The sequence below is a fragment of the Bifidobacterium myosotis genome (genome assembly GCF_002259745.1).
Lineage (GTDB): Bacteria > Actinomycetota > Actinomycetes > Actinomycetales > Bifidobacteriaceae > Bifidobacterium > Bifidobacterium myosotis.
Map to the genome: position 1 here is coordinate 14,734 of NZ_MWWW01000009.1, position 16,892 is coordinate 31,625.

General features: G+C 63.8%; 11 protein-coding genes. 4 read left to right on the forward strand and 7 right to left on the reverse strand.

Going from position 1 to position 16,892, the window contains the following annotated elements; genetic code table 11:
- Positions 1–630 precede the first annotated feature (630 nt).
- From gnd to BMYO_RS04970, 3 genes are all read right to left on the reverse strand, one after another.
- Entirely contained in the window at positions 631–1,506 is an 876-nt protein-coding gene (gene gnd / locus BMYO_RS04960) for a phosphogluconate dehydrogenase (NAD(+)-dependent, decarboxylating) (RefSeq protein ID WP_094667419.1), read from the reverse strand.
- 101 nt (positions 1,507–1,607) lie between these two features.
- Positions 1,608–2,936, reverse strand: a complete 1,329-nt coding sequence (locus BMYO_RS04965; protein ID WP_094667420.1) for a GntP family permease — start codon at positions 2,934–2,936, stop codon at positions 1,608–1,610.
- A 268-nt stretch (positions 2,937–3,204) separates the two neighbouring features.
- Positions 3,205–3,750 carry a gluconokinase gene (locus BMYO_RS04970; protein ID WP_094667421.1) on the reverse strand — a complete coding sequence of 182 codons (546 nt, stop codon included), beginning with the start codon at positions 3,748–3,750 and terminating at the stop codon, positions 3,205–3,207.
- 228 nt (positions 3,751–3,978) lie between these two features.
- On the opposite strand from BMYO_RS04970, the gene BMYO_RS04975 reads away from it, so the two are divergent.
- On the forward strand, positions 3,979–4,845 hold the full coding sequence (locus BMYO_RS04975) for a FadR/GntR family transcriptional regulator (protein WP_094667422.1): 867 nt from the start codon (positions 3,979–3,981) through the stop codon (positions 4,843–4,845).
- A 158-nt stretch (positions 4,846–5,003) separates the two neighbouring features.
- Here the strand turns inward: BMYO_RS04975 and BMYO_RS04980 are convergent, their stop codons facing one another.
- From BMYO_RS04980 to BMYO_RS04990, 3 genes are all read right to left on the reverse strand, one after another.
- On the reverse strand, positions 5,004–6,413 hold the full coding sequence (locus BMYO_RS04980) for a pyridoxal phosphate-dependent aminotransferase (RefSeq protein ID WP_094667449.1): 1,410 nt from the start codon (positions 6,411–6,413) through the stop codon (positions 5,004–5,006).
- 296 nt (positions 6,414–6,709) lie between these two features.
- Positions 6,710–7,435: a vWA domain-containing protein gene (locus BMYO_RS04985; RefSeq protein WP_233428159.1), complete on the reverse strand. Its 726-nt coding sequence runs from the start codon at positions 7,433–7,435 to the stop codon at positions 6,710–6,712.
- Positions 7,436–7,554: 119 nt separating this feature from the next.
- Positions 7,555–8,799 carry a macro domain-containing protein gene (locus BMYO_RS04990; protein WP_094667423.1) on the reverse strand — a complete coding sequence of 415 codons (1,245 nt, stop codon included), beginning with the start codon at positions 8,797–8,799 and terminating at the stop codon, positions 7,555–7,557.
- A gap of 428 nt (positions 8,800–9,227) precedes the next feature.
- Between BMYO_RS04990 and BMYO_RS04995 the strand changes: the two genes are divergently transcribed.
- The gene (locus BMYO_RS04995) at positions 9,228–9,662 is read left to right on the forward strand and encodes an Lrp/AsnC family transcriptional regulator (RefSeq protein ID WP_094667424.1); all 435 of its coding nucleotides are present in this window, start codon (positions 9,228–9,230) and stop codon (positions 9,660–9,662) included.
- A 198-nt stretch (positions 9,663–9,860) separates the two neighbouring features.
- Positions 9,861–11,207 (forward strand): NADP-specific glutamate dehydrogenase, encoded by a 1,347-nt coding sequence (gene gdhA / locus BMYO_RS05000; protein ID WP_094667425.1) that lies wholly within the window; start codon positions 9,861–9,863, stop codon positions 11,205–11,207.
- Positions 11,208–12,161: 954 nt separating this feature from the next.
- Here gdhA and lacZ read toward each other — a convergent pair.
- On the reverse strand, positions 12,162–15,545 hold the full coding sequence (gene lacZ / locus BMYO_RS05005) for a beta-galactosidase, LacZ type (protein WP_094667426.1): 3,384 nt from the start codon (positions 15,543–15,545) through the stop codon (positions 12,162–12,164).
- A gap of 324 nt (positions 15,546–15,869) precedes the next feature.
- On the opposite strand from lacZ, the gene BMYO_RS05010 reads away from it, so the two are divergent.
- Entirely contained in the window at positions 15,870–16,889 is a 1,020-nt protein-coding gene (locus BMYO_RS05010; protein WP_233428160.1) for a LacI family DNA-binding transcriptional regulator, read from the forward strand.
- Positions 16,890–16,892: the final 3 nt, after the last annotated feature.

Below are 16,892 nucleotides of genomic sequence, written 5' to 3' on the forward strand. Positions count from 1 at the left end.
GCCGGGCAGCCCGGACCGCGAACCGACTAACTCGCTTGAATGAGGTACATTCAGGTGTTTGCGGAAAGGTATCTGCCTTCCATGGGGTACCAGAACGAGGAAAACCCGAGTATAAGCGCTGATATTGCAGCGTTCATACTCGGGTTTCTTTGATTGAGGTACCCCATGGAAGGCAGATGCCTTTCCGCAACCGGACAATAGTACCCCACGCAAGGCAGATAGAGGATGCGACCAACGTCGTCCACACATCCATCCGCGAAAACCGACTGTAAGTACGCGGCTCAACCAATATGCCGCGAACTTACAGTCGGTTTTCGCGTTGTTCGGGACTGTATGTACGCGGCACCCTCGTTGAGCCGCGTACATACAGTCGGTTTGATGACTAGCGTCCCCGCTTCGGAGGTTCGTTAACACATTCACTACCCATCAGGCCGCCCTTCGTAGGCCAGCGACCAAAGGGGAGCCAAATATAATGGCTCTGTTGAACCACTTTTGACATACGAGGTGAGTCAGCTGGGTTGATTTCCCAAGGAGATCAACCCAGCCAAACCCCGACCTGACCAGTCCGTGTCAATTCTGGTTTAACAGAGCCAAATATAATTTCCGCCGCGGGACGCTAGAAAGTCCCAATCATGCCTTGGTGACGTGGCCACCGAACTGGGCGCGCATGGTGGAGACAACGCGCAGCGTATCATCACCGCCGCCGCGCGAGGTCTGCCGAGCGTAGAGCGCGGCCGCAGTGGCCGGGGTGGGCACACCAAGCTCAAGGGCGGCCTCGATCATCCACTTGGCCTCACCGGATTCGTTGGCCACCGGCGGCATGGACTTCAACGTCGGATCGGCCTTGAAGGCGTTGGCGAGCAGATCAAGCAGCCAGGAGCCGACCACCGAACCGGACTTCCACGAGGTCATCACCGCGGCCGGGTCGGCGATGAGTTCGGAACGCACCATGGTGGCGAAGCCCTCACCGAACGCCTGCATCATGCCGTATTCCACGCCGTTGTGCACCATTTTGGCGAAATGGCCGCCGCCGACCGGTCCGGCCAGCACCAAGCCGTACTCGCCTTCGGGCTTCAGGGTCTCGTAAATCGGCCGCATGAACTCGAAGTCCTCCGGCGATCCGCCGACCATCAGCGCATACCCGCGGTCGACGCCCCAGACGCCGCCCGAGACGCCGCAGTCCATGAAACGGATGCCGAGCTCGGCCAGTTGCGCGGCGTGACGGGCGTCATCCACGTAACGCGTGTTGCCGCCGTCGATAATCATGTCGCCGGCCTCCAGCAACGACGCCAGCCGGTCGATGGTGTCGTCGGTGGGCTTGCCCGCCGGCACCATGACCCATACCACGCGCGGGGCCTCGAGCGCGGCGACCAGCGCTTCCAGCGAATCAACGTCACGCTCCGATTCGGGGGACATGTCGTAGCCGACGACCTGATGTCTGCCGGCTGCCAGGCGCTTGGCCATGTTGCCACCCATGCGACCGAGTCCGATCATTCCGATTTGCATTGCGAATTCCTTTCACAGCGTTGTGGTTGGGAGAAATGGTGGAAGAAAGGGGGAGGGAGAGGGGAAGGAAGAGGAGTTGAGGGCGAGGCCGAGGGAACCGATCACAAGACCAGGGAGAGGAGCATCACACAGCCGAGGCCCACCACGGACAGTACGGTCTCCATCAGCGACCAGGTCTTGAGCGTCTGGGAGACGGTCATGCCGAAGTATTCCTTGACCAGCCAGAAGCCGGCGTCGTTGAGATGGGAGAAGAACACGGAACCGGCGCCAATGGCGAGCACGAGCAGCGCCAGATGGGTCGGGCTCATGCCGGTGGCGAGCGGCACCATGATGCCGGAGGCGGTCACGGTGGCCACGGTGGCGGAACCGGTGGCAAGGCGGATGAGCACAGCCACGAGCCAACCGGCGATCAGCGGGTTCATCGCGGATTCGGAAATGCCGTTGGCGATCACATCGCCGATGCCGGAATCCACAAGGGTCTGCTTGAAACCACCGCCGGCGGCCACGATGAACACGATGCCGGCCACGGACGCGAAGGACTTGCCGACCTCGCCGTTGATGAACTCGCGGGTGCGCCCCTGCATGAAGCCGAGCAGCACCATGGCCACCACGGCGGTGATGAACAGTGCGGTCAGCGGCGTACCGAGGAAGACCAGCGTACGTCCCCAGAGGGATTCGGTCTGTTCGGTCAGATCGACCACGGATGCAGCGAGCATAAGCACCACGGGCAGCAGGATGACGGTCATGGCCTGGGCGAAGGACGGACGCTTGGATTCGTCCTTGACGGCCTCCTTCTCGGCGGCCTGCTCCGGTGCGGGGATCGGCACCCACTTGGCCATGATGCGCGACATCAGTGGGCCCGAAATGATGACAGTGGGCACGGCCACGAGCAGACCGAGGGCCAGCGTGACGCCGAGATTGGCGTTAAGGGCGGAGATGGCCACCAGCGGGCCGGGATGCGGCGGCACGAAGGCGTGCAGGGTGGACAGGCCGGCAAGGGCGGGGATGCCGAGCAGGATGACCGGCATCTTGGCGCGGCGTGCGGCGAACAGCACCACCGGGATGAGAATCACGACGCCGACCTCGAAGAACATCGGGATGCCGACGATGAACGCGATCAGCGCCATCGCCCAAGGCAGCAGCTGCAGTGGCGTCTTGGCCATGATCGTGTCCACGATCACGTCGGCGCCGCCGGAGGCGAATAGCAGCGTGCCGATGATCGAACCGAAGGCGATGAGCAGGCCCACACTGGAGACCGTGGAGCCCACGCCGGAGGTGAAGCTGTTCCAGGATTCGTCGAACGGCACGCCGGCGCAGATGGCCATGACGAACGAACCGACCATGAGGGAGATGAACGGATGGACCTTGGCGACGGCGATCAGCAGCACAATGGCGGCGATGCCAATGATGGCGGCAAGAATAAGATTCATGGGATTCCTTGCATTCGTTGGAAGGATTGAAGTTACGTTTTCGGGCTCATATCGGGCCCTGTTGCCCGAACGCAGTCATGCGAGACGGGATCAGGGGCGGTCAGCGATCAGGGGGAGTCGGACGGGAAAGCATCGGCATAGCCGGCAGATACCCGGCGACCGGCAACCGGCGATCAACGGCTACCGGCCGGGACCGGCGGCAGGCCACGGAGCGTGCCGCGGCTACCACGTCTGAGGTTCGGAAGTCCGGGGCTGGCTTCGTAGGCGATCAGGCCGCTGCGGATACCGTAGCGTCGCCGATGACCTTGGACGCCTGATATTGGCGGACGGCCTCCACGGCCTGGGCGACGACCTCATCGATGGTGCCCTCGACCGAGACGACCACGCCGTTCTCGTCCGACTCGAGCGGCTGCAGATCCTTGAACTGGCTTGCCAGCAGCGACGGTGGCATGAAGTGATCCTTGCGGGCCGAAAGACGGCTGTAGATCAGCTCCTGGGAGCCGGCAAGGTGCACGAAGAACACGTCGACGTTCTCGCGCAACAGGTCGCGGTAGGCGCGCTTGAGCGCGGAGCTGGACACCACAGTGTTCTGGTGGAGCGCCTCGCGGGCCACCATCCAGGTGTTGATGACGCGCAGCCACGGCCAACGGTCCTCGTCGGTCAGGGGGATGCCGGCGCTCATTTTGTCGATGTTGGCTTGCGGATGGAAATCATCACCTTCGGCCATGACGTAGCCCAGCTGGTCGCGAATGGCTTCGGCGACCGTGGATTTGCCGCATCCGGCGACGCCCATCACTACGACGTGAATGCTCATCTGGATTGTCCTTTCAACTGCTTTGTTGAACCACAATGGTTGATGAGTATTACCATACATCTTATTCATCTTACTTGTCAAGTTAAAAGTACTACTTATTTTCGGAATGGCATGACTTTTTTGACAATTATGATGAGATATGACGAAACAGCAGGCACACGATACATCGGCGAACATGGCCCGGAGCACATGGCCACAAAGACACCGGCACGCAGGGAGGGAGCAGCCATGAATGAAAGCACCAGCGACACCATCGCGGCGACGTCGGCCCCCGTCCCGACCACCGTCCCGGCCACCAGTCGGACCGCACATCCAACTACGCGCCCAGCCTCAAATCCGTTCGCCAACCAGGCCATAGCTCCGACCCACACCGTCACGCTTGCCAACCGCGCCCCCGACGAGTCACACGAAAGCGCGTTGCTGCATACGGCAATCACCGACGAACTCGCCGTCGCCATGCTGGAGGGCCGCTGGCCCATCGGCGAGGCCATGACGCTGGAGGACATTCAGGAACGGTTCTCCACCTCCCGCACGGTGGCGCGCGAGGTGGCCAAATATCTGGAGGCGATGGGCGCGGTCACCGTCCGGCGCCGCGTCGGGCTGATGCCGCGCCCAGTGGGTGAGTGGTCGGCGCTCAATCCTCAGGTGATCCGCTGGAAGCTGATGTCCGACAAGCGCAAGGAGCAGCTGCGGACCCTCACCGAACTGCGGCTGGCGGTAGAGCCCGCGGCAACCGCGGCAGCAGCCCGCAACGCCTCCATGGAGGCTCGTGCGCTGTTCCCCGTCATGGCCAGCGAACTGCGCAAAAGCGGTGAGGCCGGCGATTTGGACACCTTCCACGACCTCGACGTTCGCTTCCACTCCTCGATCCTGCTCAGCAGCGGCAACGATCTGTTCGCGTCCATGTCGGACATCATCGGCATCGTGCTCAAAGGCCGCGTGGAATTGCATATGTACCCGCAGAAGCCCAAGCCGGCCGCCCTTGACGCCCACGACGCGGTGGCCGAAGGCATCTGGCGCGGCAATCCGGACCAGGCCCGTGAAGCGATGCGCACCATCGTGGACGAGGTGGCCGAATCGTTGGAACTGACGTGATCCATGGACGGCGCGGCAATATGCGATAGCCGACCGCCAGCACCGGAACTCGAAGAACGGCCGACCTTTTCCGGCTACATACGCCGGTCCGCACCCTGTCAGCGCGCCCTTGGCTGGCTCCCCGGCAAAGGGAGCCAGCCGACAAACGGCACGGCCGTCTACGCCATCACGGCCACAGGATGGTAGGACGCGCTATGGCGACCGGTGATCGGGTTCCACACCCGTTCGGCGAAAGCGCGCAGCCGCGCGACGCCCTCGCGCAGGTCATCGGCGTCGCCCGCATAGGACAGGCGCACGAAGCCGCGCCCCGCCCCGCCGAACGCCTCACCGGGCACCACGGCCACGCGTTCCTCATCCAAAAGACGACGTGAGAATTCGTCCGAATCGAGACCCGTGAGGCGTACGTCCACAAAGGCGTAGAACGCGCCCTGCGGCCTGACGAGGCGCAGCACCGGGCAGTCAGACAATCCGTCAAGCACAATCTGCCGCTTGGCACGGTATTCCTCGCGCATCGCGGCGACGTGATCCTGCGGACCGGTCAACGCGGCCACGCCGGCGTACTGGGACAGCGAATTGACCGACGAGTGCATGAGTTCGGCGATTTTGCCAGTCTGTTCGATGACATTTTCAGGCGCCAGCAGATAGCCGATGCGCCAGCCGGTCATCGCGTAGGTCTTCGACAGGCTTTCCACCACGATCGTGCGCTCCTTCATGCCCGGCACCGCAGCGATGGAGGGCGCCACCGCCGACTTTCCAGCAGCATTGCGCACGTCGTCCGTATCACGCATGTCATCATCGGCGAACACGAACGGGTGATACACCTCGTCCGCGATGGCCCAGATGCCGCGCCGCGTGCAGACCTCGGCGATACGCGCCATTTCGGCCGCCGACGTGACCGCGCCGGTCGGGTTGCCGGGGGAGTTGATGATCACCGCGCGGGTGCGCGGCGTAATCGCCGCCTCGATGTCCGCCGCATTGATGCGCATGCCGTTCTCGGGACGCAGCGCTACCGTGACCGGACGGCCGCCCACGAGCATCACCTCGGCATCATACGAGGTGAAATACGGCGAGGGGATGATCACCTCGTCGCCGGGCGCCACGACGGCTGCCAATGCCAGATACAGGCCAATCGTGGCCCCGTCCACGGCCTGAATCTCGCACTCCGGATCGTAGGAAATCCCTTTCACCCGTGCGGAATACTCGGCGACGGCCCGACGGTATTCAGGGATGCCGAGCACGTTGGTGTATCGCGTATGCCCGGCGCGCGCGGCCTCGCACGCCGCTTCGACGATGTGCGGCGCAGCGGTGGCGCTCGGCTCGCCGACGGTCAGGGAGATCGCGTCCGGCACCTGCTCCACGCGATCGAACACGTCGCGGATGCCGGACCGCGGGATGGCCAACGCCGCGGGGGAGAGCGGCGGATTCACGCCGGATGCCGCAGCGGCCGGCGCATCGGAGGCCTCGCCGGAAGCCTTGCCACGCGACGCACCGGGAGTCACTGCTGATTTCGGCTCGGACACTGTCGCGGACGACTGAACCACCAAGGACGACTCGAACGCCACGGGCATCCGGGACAGGGACGCCTCGGATGACTTGGGCCGCGACACGACGGACTGCTGCTGCATGATCACCCTCCTACGCTCAATCACCTCCCATGCCGCAATAACGGGAATTATTACGACCCAAGAGTAATTCCATAGGAATTATTACATAATAGAGCGACCATCTATGTAAACATTACGTTTCCAAGCAGCTCCCATCGGAATAATGCCGGCGTTTGCCCACATACGCGGGATAAAGTCCGCCTTCCAGCACGCCAATGGCCACACAGCAGCACAGGCATCTTCGCCGGCCGGGGACGGAATCACCGGCGCGAACGCGACCGGTAATCCTCCCGAACCCCGCGCAACGCGTCCGCCGCGGCCCCGGTTGCGAGTCCATGCCCGTGACGTACGGCCGTCGCAGCACACGCCACGGCTGCGAACGAAGCTTGGACGCCCTGCCCATCCGCATGGAAATCGGCCGCGCACTCGGGCGCGATCCCGAACTCATCCGCAGTCTGAACCGCATCGATGTTGGCGCCGAGGAACACGAACTCCCAATGGCACTTCTCGCGTTCGTGCTCGATCATGCGCCGCACCTTGGCCAGCGAATATCGGCGGCTCGCATTCTCATACCCGTCGGTGATGATGACGAACAGCACATAATCGGCGCGATAGGGGGCAGCGGTGTGACGCTGCATGGCGACCACGCGGTCGATGGTGGAGCCGACCGCGTCAAGTAGGGCGGTGCTGCCACGGACCCAGTAGTCGTCCGGCGTCAAGTCGCCGACCGCGTGCAGATTGATATGGTCATGCAGGGTCTCGAGGCGATTGTCGAACAGCACGGTCGTCACCGAGCAGTCGCCGGGAATCGCACGCTGCTTGGCGAGCATGCCGTTGAATCCGCCGATGGTGTCCGATTCGAGGCCTCCCATCGATCCGCTGCGGTCCACGACGAACACCAGTTCGGTGCGGTCGTTGCCGCCGATACGCTCGCTATTGCGGGTATTGCCGATACGCTCGTCGTTGATTCCATTGCCCATCATCATGATGTGTCCTTTCGTCTCATCTCGGCTGTTTGCCGGTGATGAGACGAGCATCGCACCAGCGGACGGTCGATGGGTCGCTTCACAAGCGACACTTCGGAACGCAACCGGGCGAACGGCAGTCACTGACCAAGCAAGGGCTGATCGTACCGGAACAAGGTCTCGTTGATGACGAACACGTCGAACACGCCATGGATGATGAAGAACTCCACGATCACGTCGAATTTCACACTGTGCGACAGCGCGTATCCGGCACACGCCAGCAAATCGTCCGTCTCGTCGATATCGAGCCGCAGGGCGATCGCCAGCGCGAGCACCGTCTTCTTGCCGGGCATGTACCCGTTGCCGCATCGTATCTTCGAGAACAGCTTCCGGTTGATGTTGGCGCGTTTGTACACGTCCACGTCGGTGTAGCCCTTGGCGTCGATGAGCCGCATGAGGATGACGTTGAACGGCTCGTCCAGATCGGCGAGCACATCGTCCTCCGGGCCTCGTCGCACACCTGCCGCATTGATTGACCGGGCACCGCGCGGCTCGGGCGCGGCCATAGGCGTAACAACGGCCGATTCGTCGGCGGCATCGAACGGCACGGGCGACCCGGCAACCGGCAGTTCCGTGGCCGAAGGCTCCACGGCCTCCGGTTCCTCCCCCGCCGCTTCAATCTCATCGCCGGCGGAGACGCCACCCCAGTACCCAAGCTCGCGCATCTCCTGCGCGCGGTCACTGGGTCTGCCGGCGTGCTCGGCGACGTAATGGTCGTCGATGTACTCCCGAATCTGACGATCCAGCTCGGTTCCGGCCGCGAAGGCCGCCTTGTCGAACACGCACAGGTACACGTCGAGGTCGTCGGAAGCATCACCAGCGGGACCGTCGCCGTCGCCTACCGCGCCGGTTCCACCGTCCTCACCGGTATCGGCACCGTCACCCCGCGTACACGGCTCCTCTTCCAGAAACCGTCGGATTTCGTCGATGGCGACGCGCAACGCCTCCGCCTTCGGGTATCCATAGATCCCGCTGGAAATCAGCGGGAACGCGATGCTCGCACACCCCAGACGCACCGCCAGCGCCAGCGAATTGCGGTAGCAGGCACGCAGCAGCCTCTCCTCGTCATGGCCGCCGCCCTGCCAGATCGGCCCGGCCGTATGAATCACGTACCGTGCGGGCAGGTCGAAGCCCGGCGTAGCCACGGCCTCACCGGTGCGGATGGGGGAGAGGCGGTCGCAGGCCTTCTGCAGCCTTCGCGCCCCGGCCGCACGGAAGATCGCACCGCACACGCCGCCGCCCATAAGCAGCCTGGTGTTCGCCGCGTTGACGATGGCGTCCACCGGCATTCGCGTGATGTCCTGCCTGACCAGTTGCAGCGGCATGGAAGCCTCCTCGTACGTCTATACGTCTATACGTCTGTGCATCCACGCACCCACGTCACACATCCACGCATTCGATGCGCCGCATTCACCTTCCGTGGACGCCTGCAGTGGACGCCTGCATATGCCCGCGAGCGTCCGCACATCCCTCTTCAATAGAATATCCACCACACCGAATCCGCCATCCCGAGTCACCCAATCCAACTATCGGTCTACTTCGCCAATAATTGAAGTTTCCAGCTTCCGTCTCCTCCTCCCCAGCCCCAGCCAGCTTCACTGCCAGCCCTTCGTCAGGGGCCTACCACTTAGACACTTGCAAGACGTACCACTCAGAGGCAGGCAGCGGCAATGGGCAACAAGGCCGGCAGCGGGTACAGTGGCATCAGGAACAGCCAAGGACCGGCACACAACGCGGGAATCACGGAGGCACCATGACCGGCATCGACGACATCGACCAGCGCATCCTCACCATGCTCGAGGCCGACGGGCGCGCCACGCTGGCACAGTTGGCGCAGGAGACCGGTCTGTCCGTCTCCGCGGCCCAGTCACGCGTGCAGAAGCTGGAGAAGCGCGGAATCATCAAAGGCTACAAGGCCATCGTCGACCAGGAGCAGCGCGGCCTGCCGATCAGCGCGTTCGTCAATGTGACACCACTCGACTATTCCGCCGAATCGTCGATTCCGGAGAAGTTGAAGAACATCAAGGGCATCGTCTCCTGCTACTCGGTGGCCGGCGCCCCCAGTTTCGTGCTGGTGGTGCGCGTGGCGTCCCCCGGCGCGCTGGAGGAACTGCTCAACCTCATTCACCGCACGGTGCCGGTGAGCACCGAAACCACGATGATCCTGCAGACCTATTTCGCCCATTGAACCACGGAGCGACCGATGCACGTGCGGTCGCGCATAACCGGCACGCGACAAGGCACACCGCCCGCCTGTCGCATGCGACCGACCCGCGCATGTCCACCAGTTGACTAATCCCGTACCGAACCCTTGAGCGTTTCCCGTCAACGCGCCTACAATCGGAAACGTCTTATTTGGTAGTCCAACCCAAGGGGGAGTTCCACTATGCTCACCAACGAGTATGTCAAGCGCGTCTACGAACAGGTCGAGAAGCGCGATGGCGACCAGCCCGAGTTCCTGCAGGCCGTCTACGAGGTGCTGGATACGCTCCAGCCGGTCATCGCCAAGCATCCTGAGTACGAGACCAACGGCGTGCTGGAGCGTCTGGTGGAGCCCGAGCGTCTGGTCAAGTTCCGCGTGGCCTGGGTGGACGATGCCGGCAAGGTGCAGGTCAACCGCGGCTACCGCGTGCAGTTCAACTCCGCAATTGGTCCGTACAAGGGCGGCCTGCGCTTCCACCCGACCGTCAACGAGGGCGTCATCAAGTTCCTCGGTTTCGAGCAGATCCTCAAGAACAGCCTGACCACGCTGCCGATGGGCGGCGGCAAGGGCGGCTCCGACTTCAACCCGAAGGGCAAGTCCGACGCCGAAGTCATGCGCTTCTGCCAGGCCTTCATGACCGAGCTGTGCCGTCACATCGGCCAGTTCACCGACGTTCCGGCCGGTGACATCAATGTGGGCGGCCGCGAAATCGGCTACCTGTTCGGCCAGTACAAGCGCATCCGCGACGAGTACTCCGGCGTGCTGACTGGCAAGGGCCTGCAGTTCGGCGGCTCGCTGGCCCGCACCGAGGCCACCGGCTACGGCGTGTGCTACTACACCGCCGAGGCGCTGCGCGTGCTGCGCAATGATTCCTTCGAGGGCAAGACCGTGGTGGTCTCCGGCTCCGGCAACGTGGCGATCTACGCCGTGCAGAAGGCCGAGCAGCTGGGCGCCAAGGTCGTGACCGTCTCCGATTCCAACGGCTACGTCTACGATCCGGAAGGCATCAAGGTCGACGTGGTCAAGCAGATCAAGGAGGTCGAGCGCGGCCGCATCAAGGAGTACGCCGAGCGCGTGCCGGGCGCCGAGTACCACGAAGGCTGCAAGGGCGTGTGGACCGTGCCGTGCGACATCGCGCTGCCGTGCGCCACCCAGAACGAGATCGACGAGGAGTCCGCCAAGGCACTGGTCGCCGGCGGCTGCACCGTGGTGGTGGAGGGCGCGAACATGCCGTCCACTCCGGAGGCCATCGAGGTCTACAAGTCCAATGGATTCCTGTACGGCCCGGCCAAGGCCGCGAATGCTGGCGGCGTGGCCGTCTCCGGTCTGGAGATGAGCCAGAACAGCTACCGTCTGTCCTGGACCTTCGACGAGGTGGACGCCAAGCTCAAGTCCATCATGGAGTCCATCGTCGCCGAGTCGCTGAAGGCTGCCAAGGAGTACGGTGAGGAGGGCGACCTCATGGCCGGCGCGAACATCGCGGGCTTCGTCAAGGTGGCCGACGCGATGGTCGCCCAGGGCGTGCTGTGATCCGATTGTGATTCAGTGCCGTCCGCGGGAGAGCACCTCCCCGGACGGCCGGTTGTTTAGTCGGGGATTCCTCGTCGGGTGCTACCTAGTGGTCTGTCTCACTAATAATTGAGGGGGCTAGCTTCTGTCTCTCCTCCAGTCAGCTTCGCTGCCGGCCCGTCCTGTCATTAAGGACGCACTGCGTGCGCGGCATGCTGGCTCACCTGTCGGCTCGCACGTTGCCTACAAACAGCTCCGCTGTTTGCTTCACGGCAACGTCCCATCAGAGAGGGCCGATACCATTCAGACAATTACGGACAGCCCACTAGGACCCAACGGCCACGAAGGCCAATCACAGCCTTCTGAGCCCAAATCCCCAGCAAGAAACAGCTTTTTCAATACTTGCCCGCCGGCATTCGAGAGCCCACAAGGCCAGCCGCGGGCGCTTACACGTCCGGCGTGTGGGGCGAATCCTCTCTGCTCCATGCGTCGGACTTTTTCGTCTTTCAATATGAGACAATCGCGGGACGAAACGTGATTATCGGGCTTTTTGCATTTCCGTCCCGCGCGCCCGTGCCACGACAGCCCGATTTCACCGCAAAATCGCGCATCGTGGCATTCACCGCAATCGACAACCCTTGCAATTCCGCCGATTTCGCGCACGGACATAAAACCCGACATCGCGCCGGGTTGGGACGAAACAGCAAAAACCGCCGTTTTGTCGTTCCGTCCCGCACAACCGTGTCCCGATGACTGAATTACACCCCAAAACCACATATCGTGGCACTCATCAGAGTCAACAATCGCTGCGATTCCAACGATTCCGCACATAGACAGCGCAAACCGGCATCACGACGGGTCGGGACGCAACGGGTCGGGACGGTGCTGCAAAAACCGCTTTTTGCAGCACCGTCCCGCGATACCCCGCTATGCCCACCCCCGCGGGTGTGGCAGCGATACCTCACCCGCGAAAACTCAGATCAACTCCAACGTCACATCGAGCGTGAGCGGACGGTCTGCGGCCAGCTGGAACTCGTCGTGAACCGGAGCGCCCCACGTGTCGTCGCCACCGACACCCATCTGGGCGGCGAGCAGGCGCAGGAACGTATGACGCACCGGCGGCAGCTCGTCCGCATGCCACGCCTCCTCGAGCATGAGCGAGCTGTAGGGCAGCAGGCTCATGGCGAACGGCTTCGCATCCGAAGAGCCCGCAGCATCCGAGGCACCCACAGCGCCGAATCCGGCGCCACCGGCCGTCACGCGCATGCCACGGCCATCCGCGTCCGTGATCTCGGCCCAGCGCACGCCCTCATGGTTGCCGGTCTCCTGCGGCACAAGGTACGGCGCGAAGTCCTCGGCGGCCGTGCGCGAGAACACGCCCAGCTTCGCGCCATGCAGACGGTCGGCGTAGGTCTCCTCGGGCCCGTATCCGTAGAACTTCAGCCGGTCGTACTGCGCCGGCAGCATCCATTCGAGACCAAACGCGGGCAGCGACGCCGCGGAAGCCTCGCCCGGGTATTCGGCGGTCAGGTGCACGCGCAACGCCGCATCGACTTCATACCGCACCGTCACCGGCGTATGCGCCGTGTCCGCCAGCTCGTAGCGGTATACGGCAGCCAGTCCGTTATCGGTCTCCTCGACCTCGGTGCCGACCACGCGTGCGTACCGCCCGGCGGCGAACCACTGGGCGCGCTCGAATCCGGAACCGTAACCACGGTCGTTGTCCACGAGGGCGCGGAACGTCGTGATTGCAGGCCGGCGAATCACCATCTCGCGGCCGTCGCGCACGAACGAGACGATGCCGCCCTGCGTCTTGGACAGCAGCACCTCACCGGAATCGGTGTGGATGCCGGCGTTGAATCCATCGGAGGCGGTGACAGCCAGCGTCGAGCCGGAGGCGCTACCAACCGCCGTATCATCCGCATCATCGCCGACGCCGTCGAACGACACCGCCGCCACATACTGACCGAACGAGAGCTCATACCCGACCGGCGCCCAGTCGGTGGCTTCGGCCAGCCGCTGATCCACCTCATACGTCACCTCGACGCCGCGGCCCAGTTCGGCCAGCGGCACCAGATCGGTGACCTTCGGGAAGGCGATCGGCTCACGCACGGTCTCGCCGGCGGGCACATCGAATCGGTAGTCCGCATGCCAACGCTCCACGCCATCCACCAGCACGCGCGCGGTGAACAGGGAATCGGCCGTAGAGACGAACAGGTTGTCGTTGACGATCGTCACGCCGCCCTCGTCCGGCGTCAGGCGAACGTTGGCGTACAGCTGCTTGACTTCCTGCGCCTTGGGGGAGGGGGTGCGGTCGGCGAAGACGATGCCGTCGCCGGCGAACTCGTAGTCGTTGGGCCGGTCGTCGAAGTCGCCGCCGTACGCGAGCCGCTCGGTGCCGTCCGGAAGGCGCTGGAACAGGGCCTGATCCACGTAATCCCAAATGAACCCGCCCTGATACTTGGGGTACTGCTCAAGCTCGGTGTACAGATGCAGGCCACCGGTGGAGTTGCCCATCGAGTGCGCGTATTCGCAGGAGATGTACGGCTTCTGGCCCTCGCCGAACAGGTAGAGCCGCTTGATCTCGTCCGGCTTGGCGTACATGCGGCTCATGATGTCGGTGACGTCGCCGTATTCCGGGTCGTTGAACACGCTCTCGTAATGGACCGGACGGTAGGGATCGGCCGCGTGGACGAAGTCGCGCATGGTGCGGAACACGTCGCCACCGAACGATTCGTTGCCGAGGGACCAGATGATCACGCTCGGGTGGTTCCAATCGCGGCGGATCATGCTGTTGAGCCGGTCCACGCAGGCCGCGCGCCATTCGTCGCGGCTGCCGGGGATGGCGGTCTCCGGGTGGAACGAACCGTCGCCGATGGTCCAGGTGCCGTGGGTTTCGATGTTGGTCTCGTCAAGCACGTAGATGCCGTATTCGTCGCACAGCTCGTACCAGCGGGTCTGATTGGGGTAGTGGCAGGTGCGCACGGCGTTGATGTTGAGGCGTTTGAACTCGCGGATATCCTGCAGCATCACCGCCTCGGAGACCGCGCGGCCTTCGCGCGCGTCGAATTCGTGGCGGTTGACGCCCTTGAAGACGATGCGCTTGCCGTTGAGCTTCATGAGCCCGTCCTCGATGGCGAAGTGACGGAAGCCGACACGCTGGGGGACGGTTTCGATGATGGTGCCGTCCGCGTCGAACGCGGTGACGGTGAGCGTGTACAGGGTCGGCGATTCGGCGCTCCACGGGGCGACCGCGCCGACGTGCGCGCGCCAGGTCAGGGTGGGGAGGACTGCGGCAGGGTCGGCGGGAGCGGCATCCGCCGGAATCTCGATGCCCGCGATATCTGCGGCATGCTCCGCCCCGACTGCGACACCGGCAACGCCGCTTCTGGCGGCCACCGCATCGGCCGGCGTACGCGATTCGCGCCAGACCTCGGTGCCCTGCGCATCGCGGAGCACCGCTTCGAACGACGCCGCACCGGCAACGTTGCGCACGGCCGCGTCGATGGACAGCGAACCTTCGCCGTCGGTGTTATCGCCGTCGGCCCCGGCAGAGGCGCTGTAGTCGGCGCTGACGCGCAGATCCTCCACATGCACGGCCGGCTGCGCGACGAGTTCCACCGAGCGGAAGATGCCGTGCATGCGCCAGAAGTCCTGATCCTCCAGCCAGCTGGCGGAGGAGAACTCGAAGACGGCCACGGCGAGCGTGTTCCCGCCGGCGTGGATGGCCGCCGTGACGTCGAACTCGCTGGGTGTGAAGGAGTCCTCGGAGTAGCCGATGAACGCGCCATTGAGCCACACGGCGATGGCCGTGGAGGCACCGTGGAACGTCAGCGTGATGGGGTGCGCGGGACCATCGACGGACTGCTGAGCGGCATCCGCGACGCCAGTGGGGGCCACCGCGCACGCATTGGCCGCGATTGCATCCTCAAGCTTCGGGCTCACCGTGAACCTGCGACGGTACAGCGCCACATGGTTGTGCTCGGGGATGCCGGGGGCCTCGGGAGCCTCGTGGCCGGACCACGGATACTGCTGGTTGACGTACTGGTGACCGAGGAATCCGCGGGTCTCGAGCGTGGAAGGCACGTCGATATGTCCGAAGTCGCCGTCCGGGAAGTCCGGTCGGGCGAATTCGGCATCCTCCAGCGCCGACGCGCCACCGGGCAGATCCACCAGATCGACCACGCTCACCCGCCAGTCGCCGTCAAGGCTCTGCTTGAGATCGCTCGTCTCACCGGCCGCCGGCGTATGGTCGTAGAACCGATGGCTGGAATGCGCGGCGAGCCTGTTGACCGCGAACACACGCGGGTCGTCAAGCCATGCGGACTCGAACCGTTCGGCCTTCATCGAATTGGTCATGGATGCTGCCTTTCTGTCGTACCTGTACGATCACTTCGCCCGGCCACAGCGTCGTGGGCCGGAGCCTTCCTTCCAATGTAGCCGCAAATGGCCGAGTAAAGGAGCAGCCGGGATCGGGAGATCGACCCCGGCTGTGGAAGGAGATTATTCATGCAACGTCTTCACTGAGCCCGACCCTTCCCATCGAGCCTGCAAGTGGTTTCCGACACGCCTTGTGTGACCGCTTACAGAACCTAGTATATAGGCGTATGTAACCGGTCACAAGAGCGTGTCGCCCAAACCGGAAATTCACCGGTACTGCCGGAAGCGAATACGATGAATACCATGACCAATGCAGGCAAGAAGGCGACCATCCGCGACGTAGCGAAGCTGGCCGGCGTATCCTACGGCACCGTCTCCCGGTTCCTCAACGGCAGCGCGCACGTCTCGCCCAATGCGGCCGAACGCATCGCGCGGGCCATCGAGGAGGCGCGATACACTCCCAATCAGGCGGCCCGATCGCTGGCGCAGCAGCGCACGCAGACCATCGCGCTGGTCATCCAGGTCGAATCCAACGAGACGCTCATCCAAGCCAGCGTGGCCCAGGCCATGACCGGCGCGAACCAGACCATCGGCGACGCCGGCTATCAGATGGTCACCGTCATCGCCAACACCGAAGCGTCCACCAGCCGTATCGCCCAGCTGGTCAACAGCGATTTCGCCGACGGGTACATGTTGTTCTCGCTGAGCGAGGACGACGCCCTCGCCGCCGCATTCCTCCACACGGACCGTCCGGTGGTGATGTCGGAGGTCAGCGACCGCGCCGACCGACCGTTCCCTGCCGTCGATTTCGCCAACGAGGACGGCCAGCAGGAGATGACCCGGAGGCTACTGGACGCCGGCCGTACGCGTTTGGCGTACGTTTGCGGCCCCGGATACTCACCGACCGCCATCAACCGCTTCAAGGGCTTTCAGAAGGCCTTGGGGAGCCGTTTCAGCGAACGTCAGGTGTATTTCTCGGACGATTGGGAAATGACCAGCGGTGAAATGGCCGCCGTCAGCTTCCAGCCGATGTTGGGCGAACTGGACGGCATCGTGTGCGCCAACGACGACATCGCCATCGGCGTGATCAGCCAGCTCGCGCGGTTCGGCTACCGGGTGCCGGAGGACATCGCCGTCACCGGATTCGACGATTCGCCGGTCGCCATGCTCTCGCAGCCGAAGCTCACCACGGTCCGTCAGGATTCGCAGCTGCACGGCCGCACGATGGCCGATCTGCTGCTTTCGATGATGCAAGGCGCCACCGTCAAACCGGATTACGTCCGACTGCTGCCCACGACGATTGTGGAGCGGCAGTCCGCGTGAAGT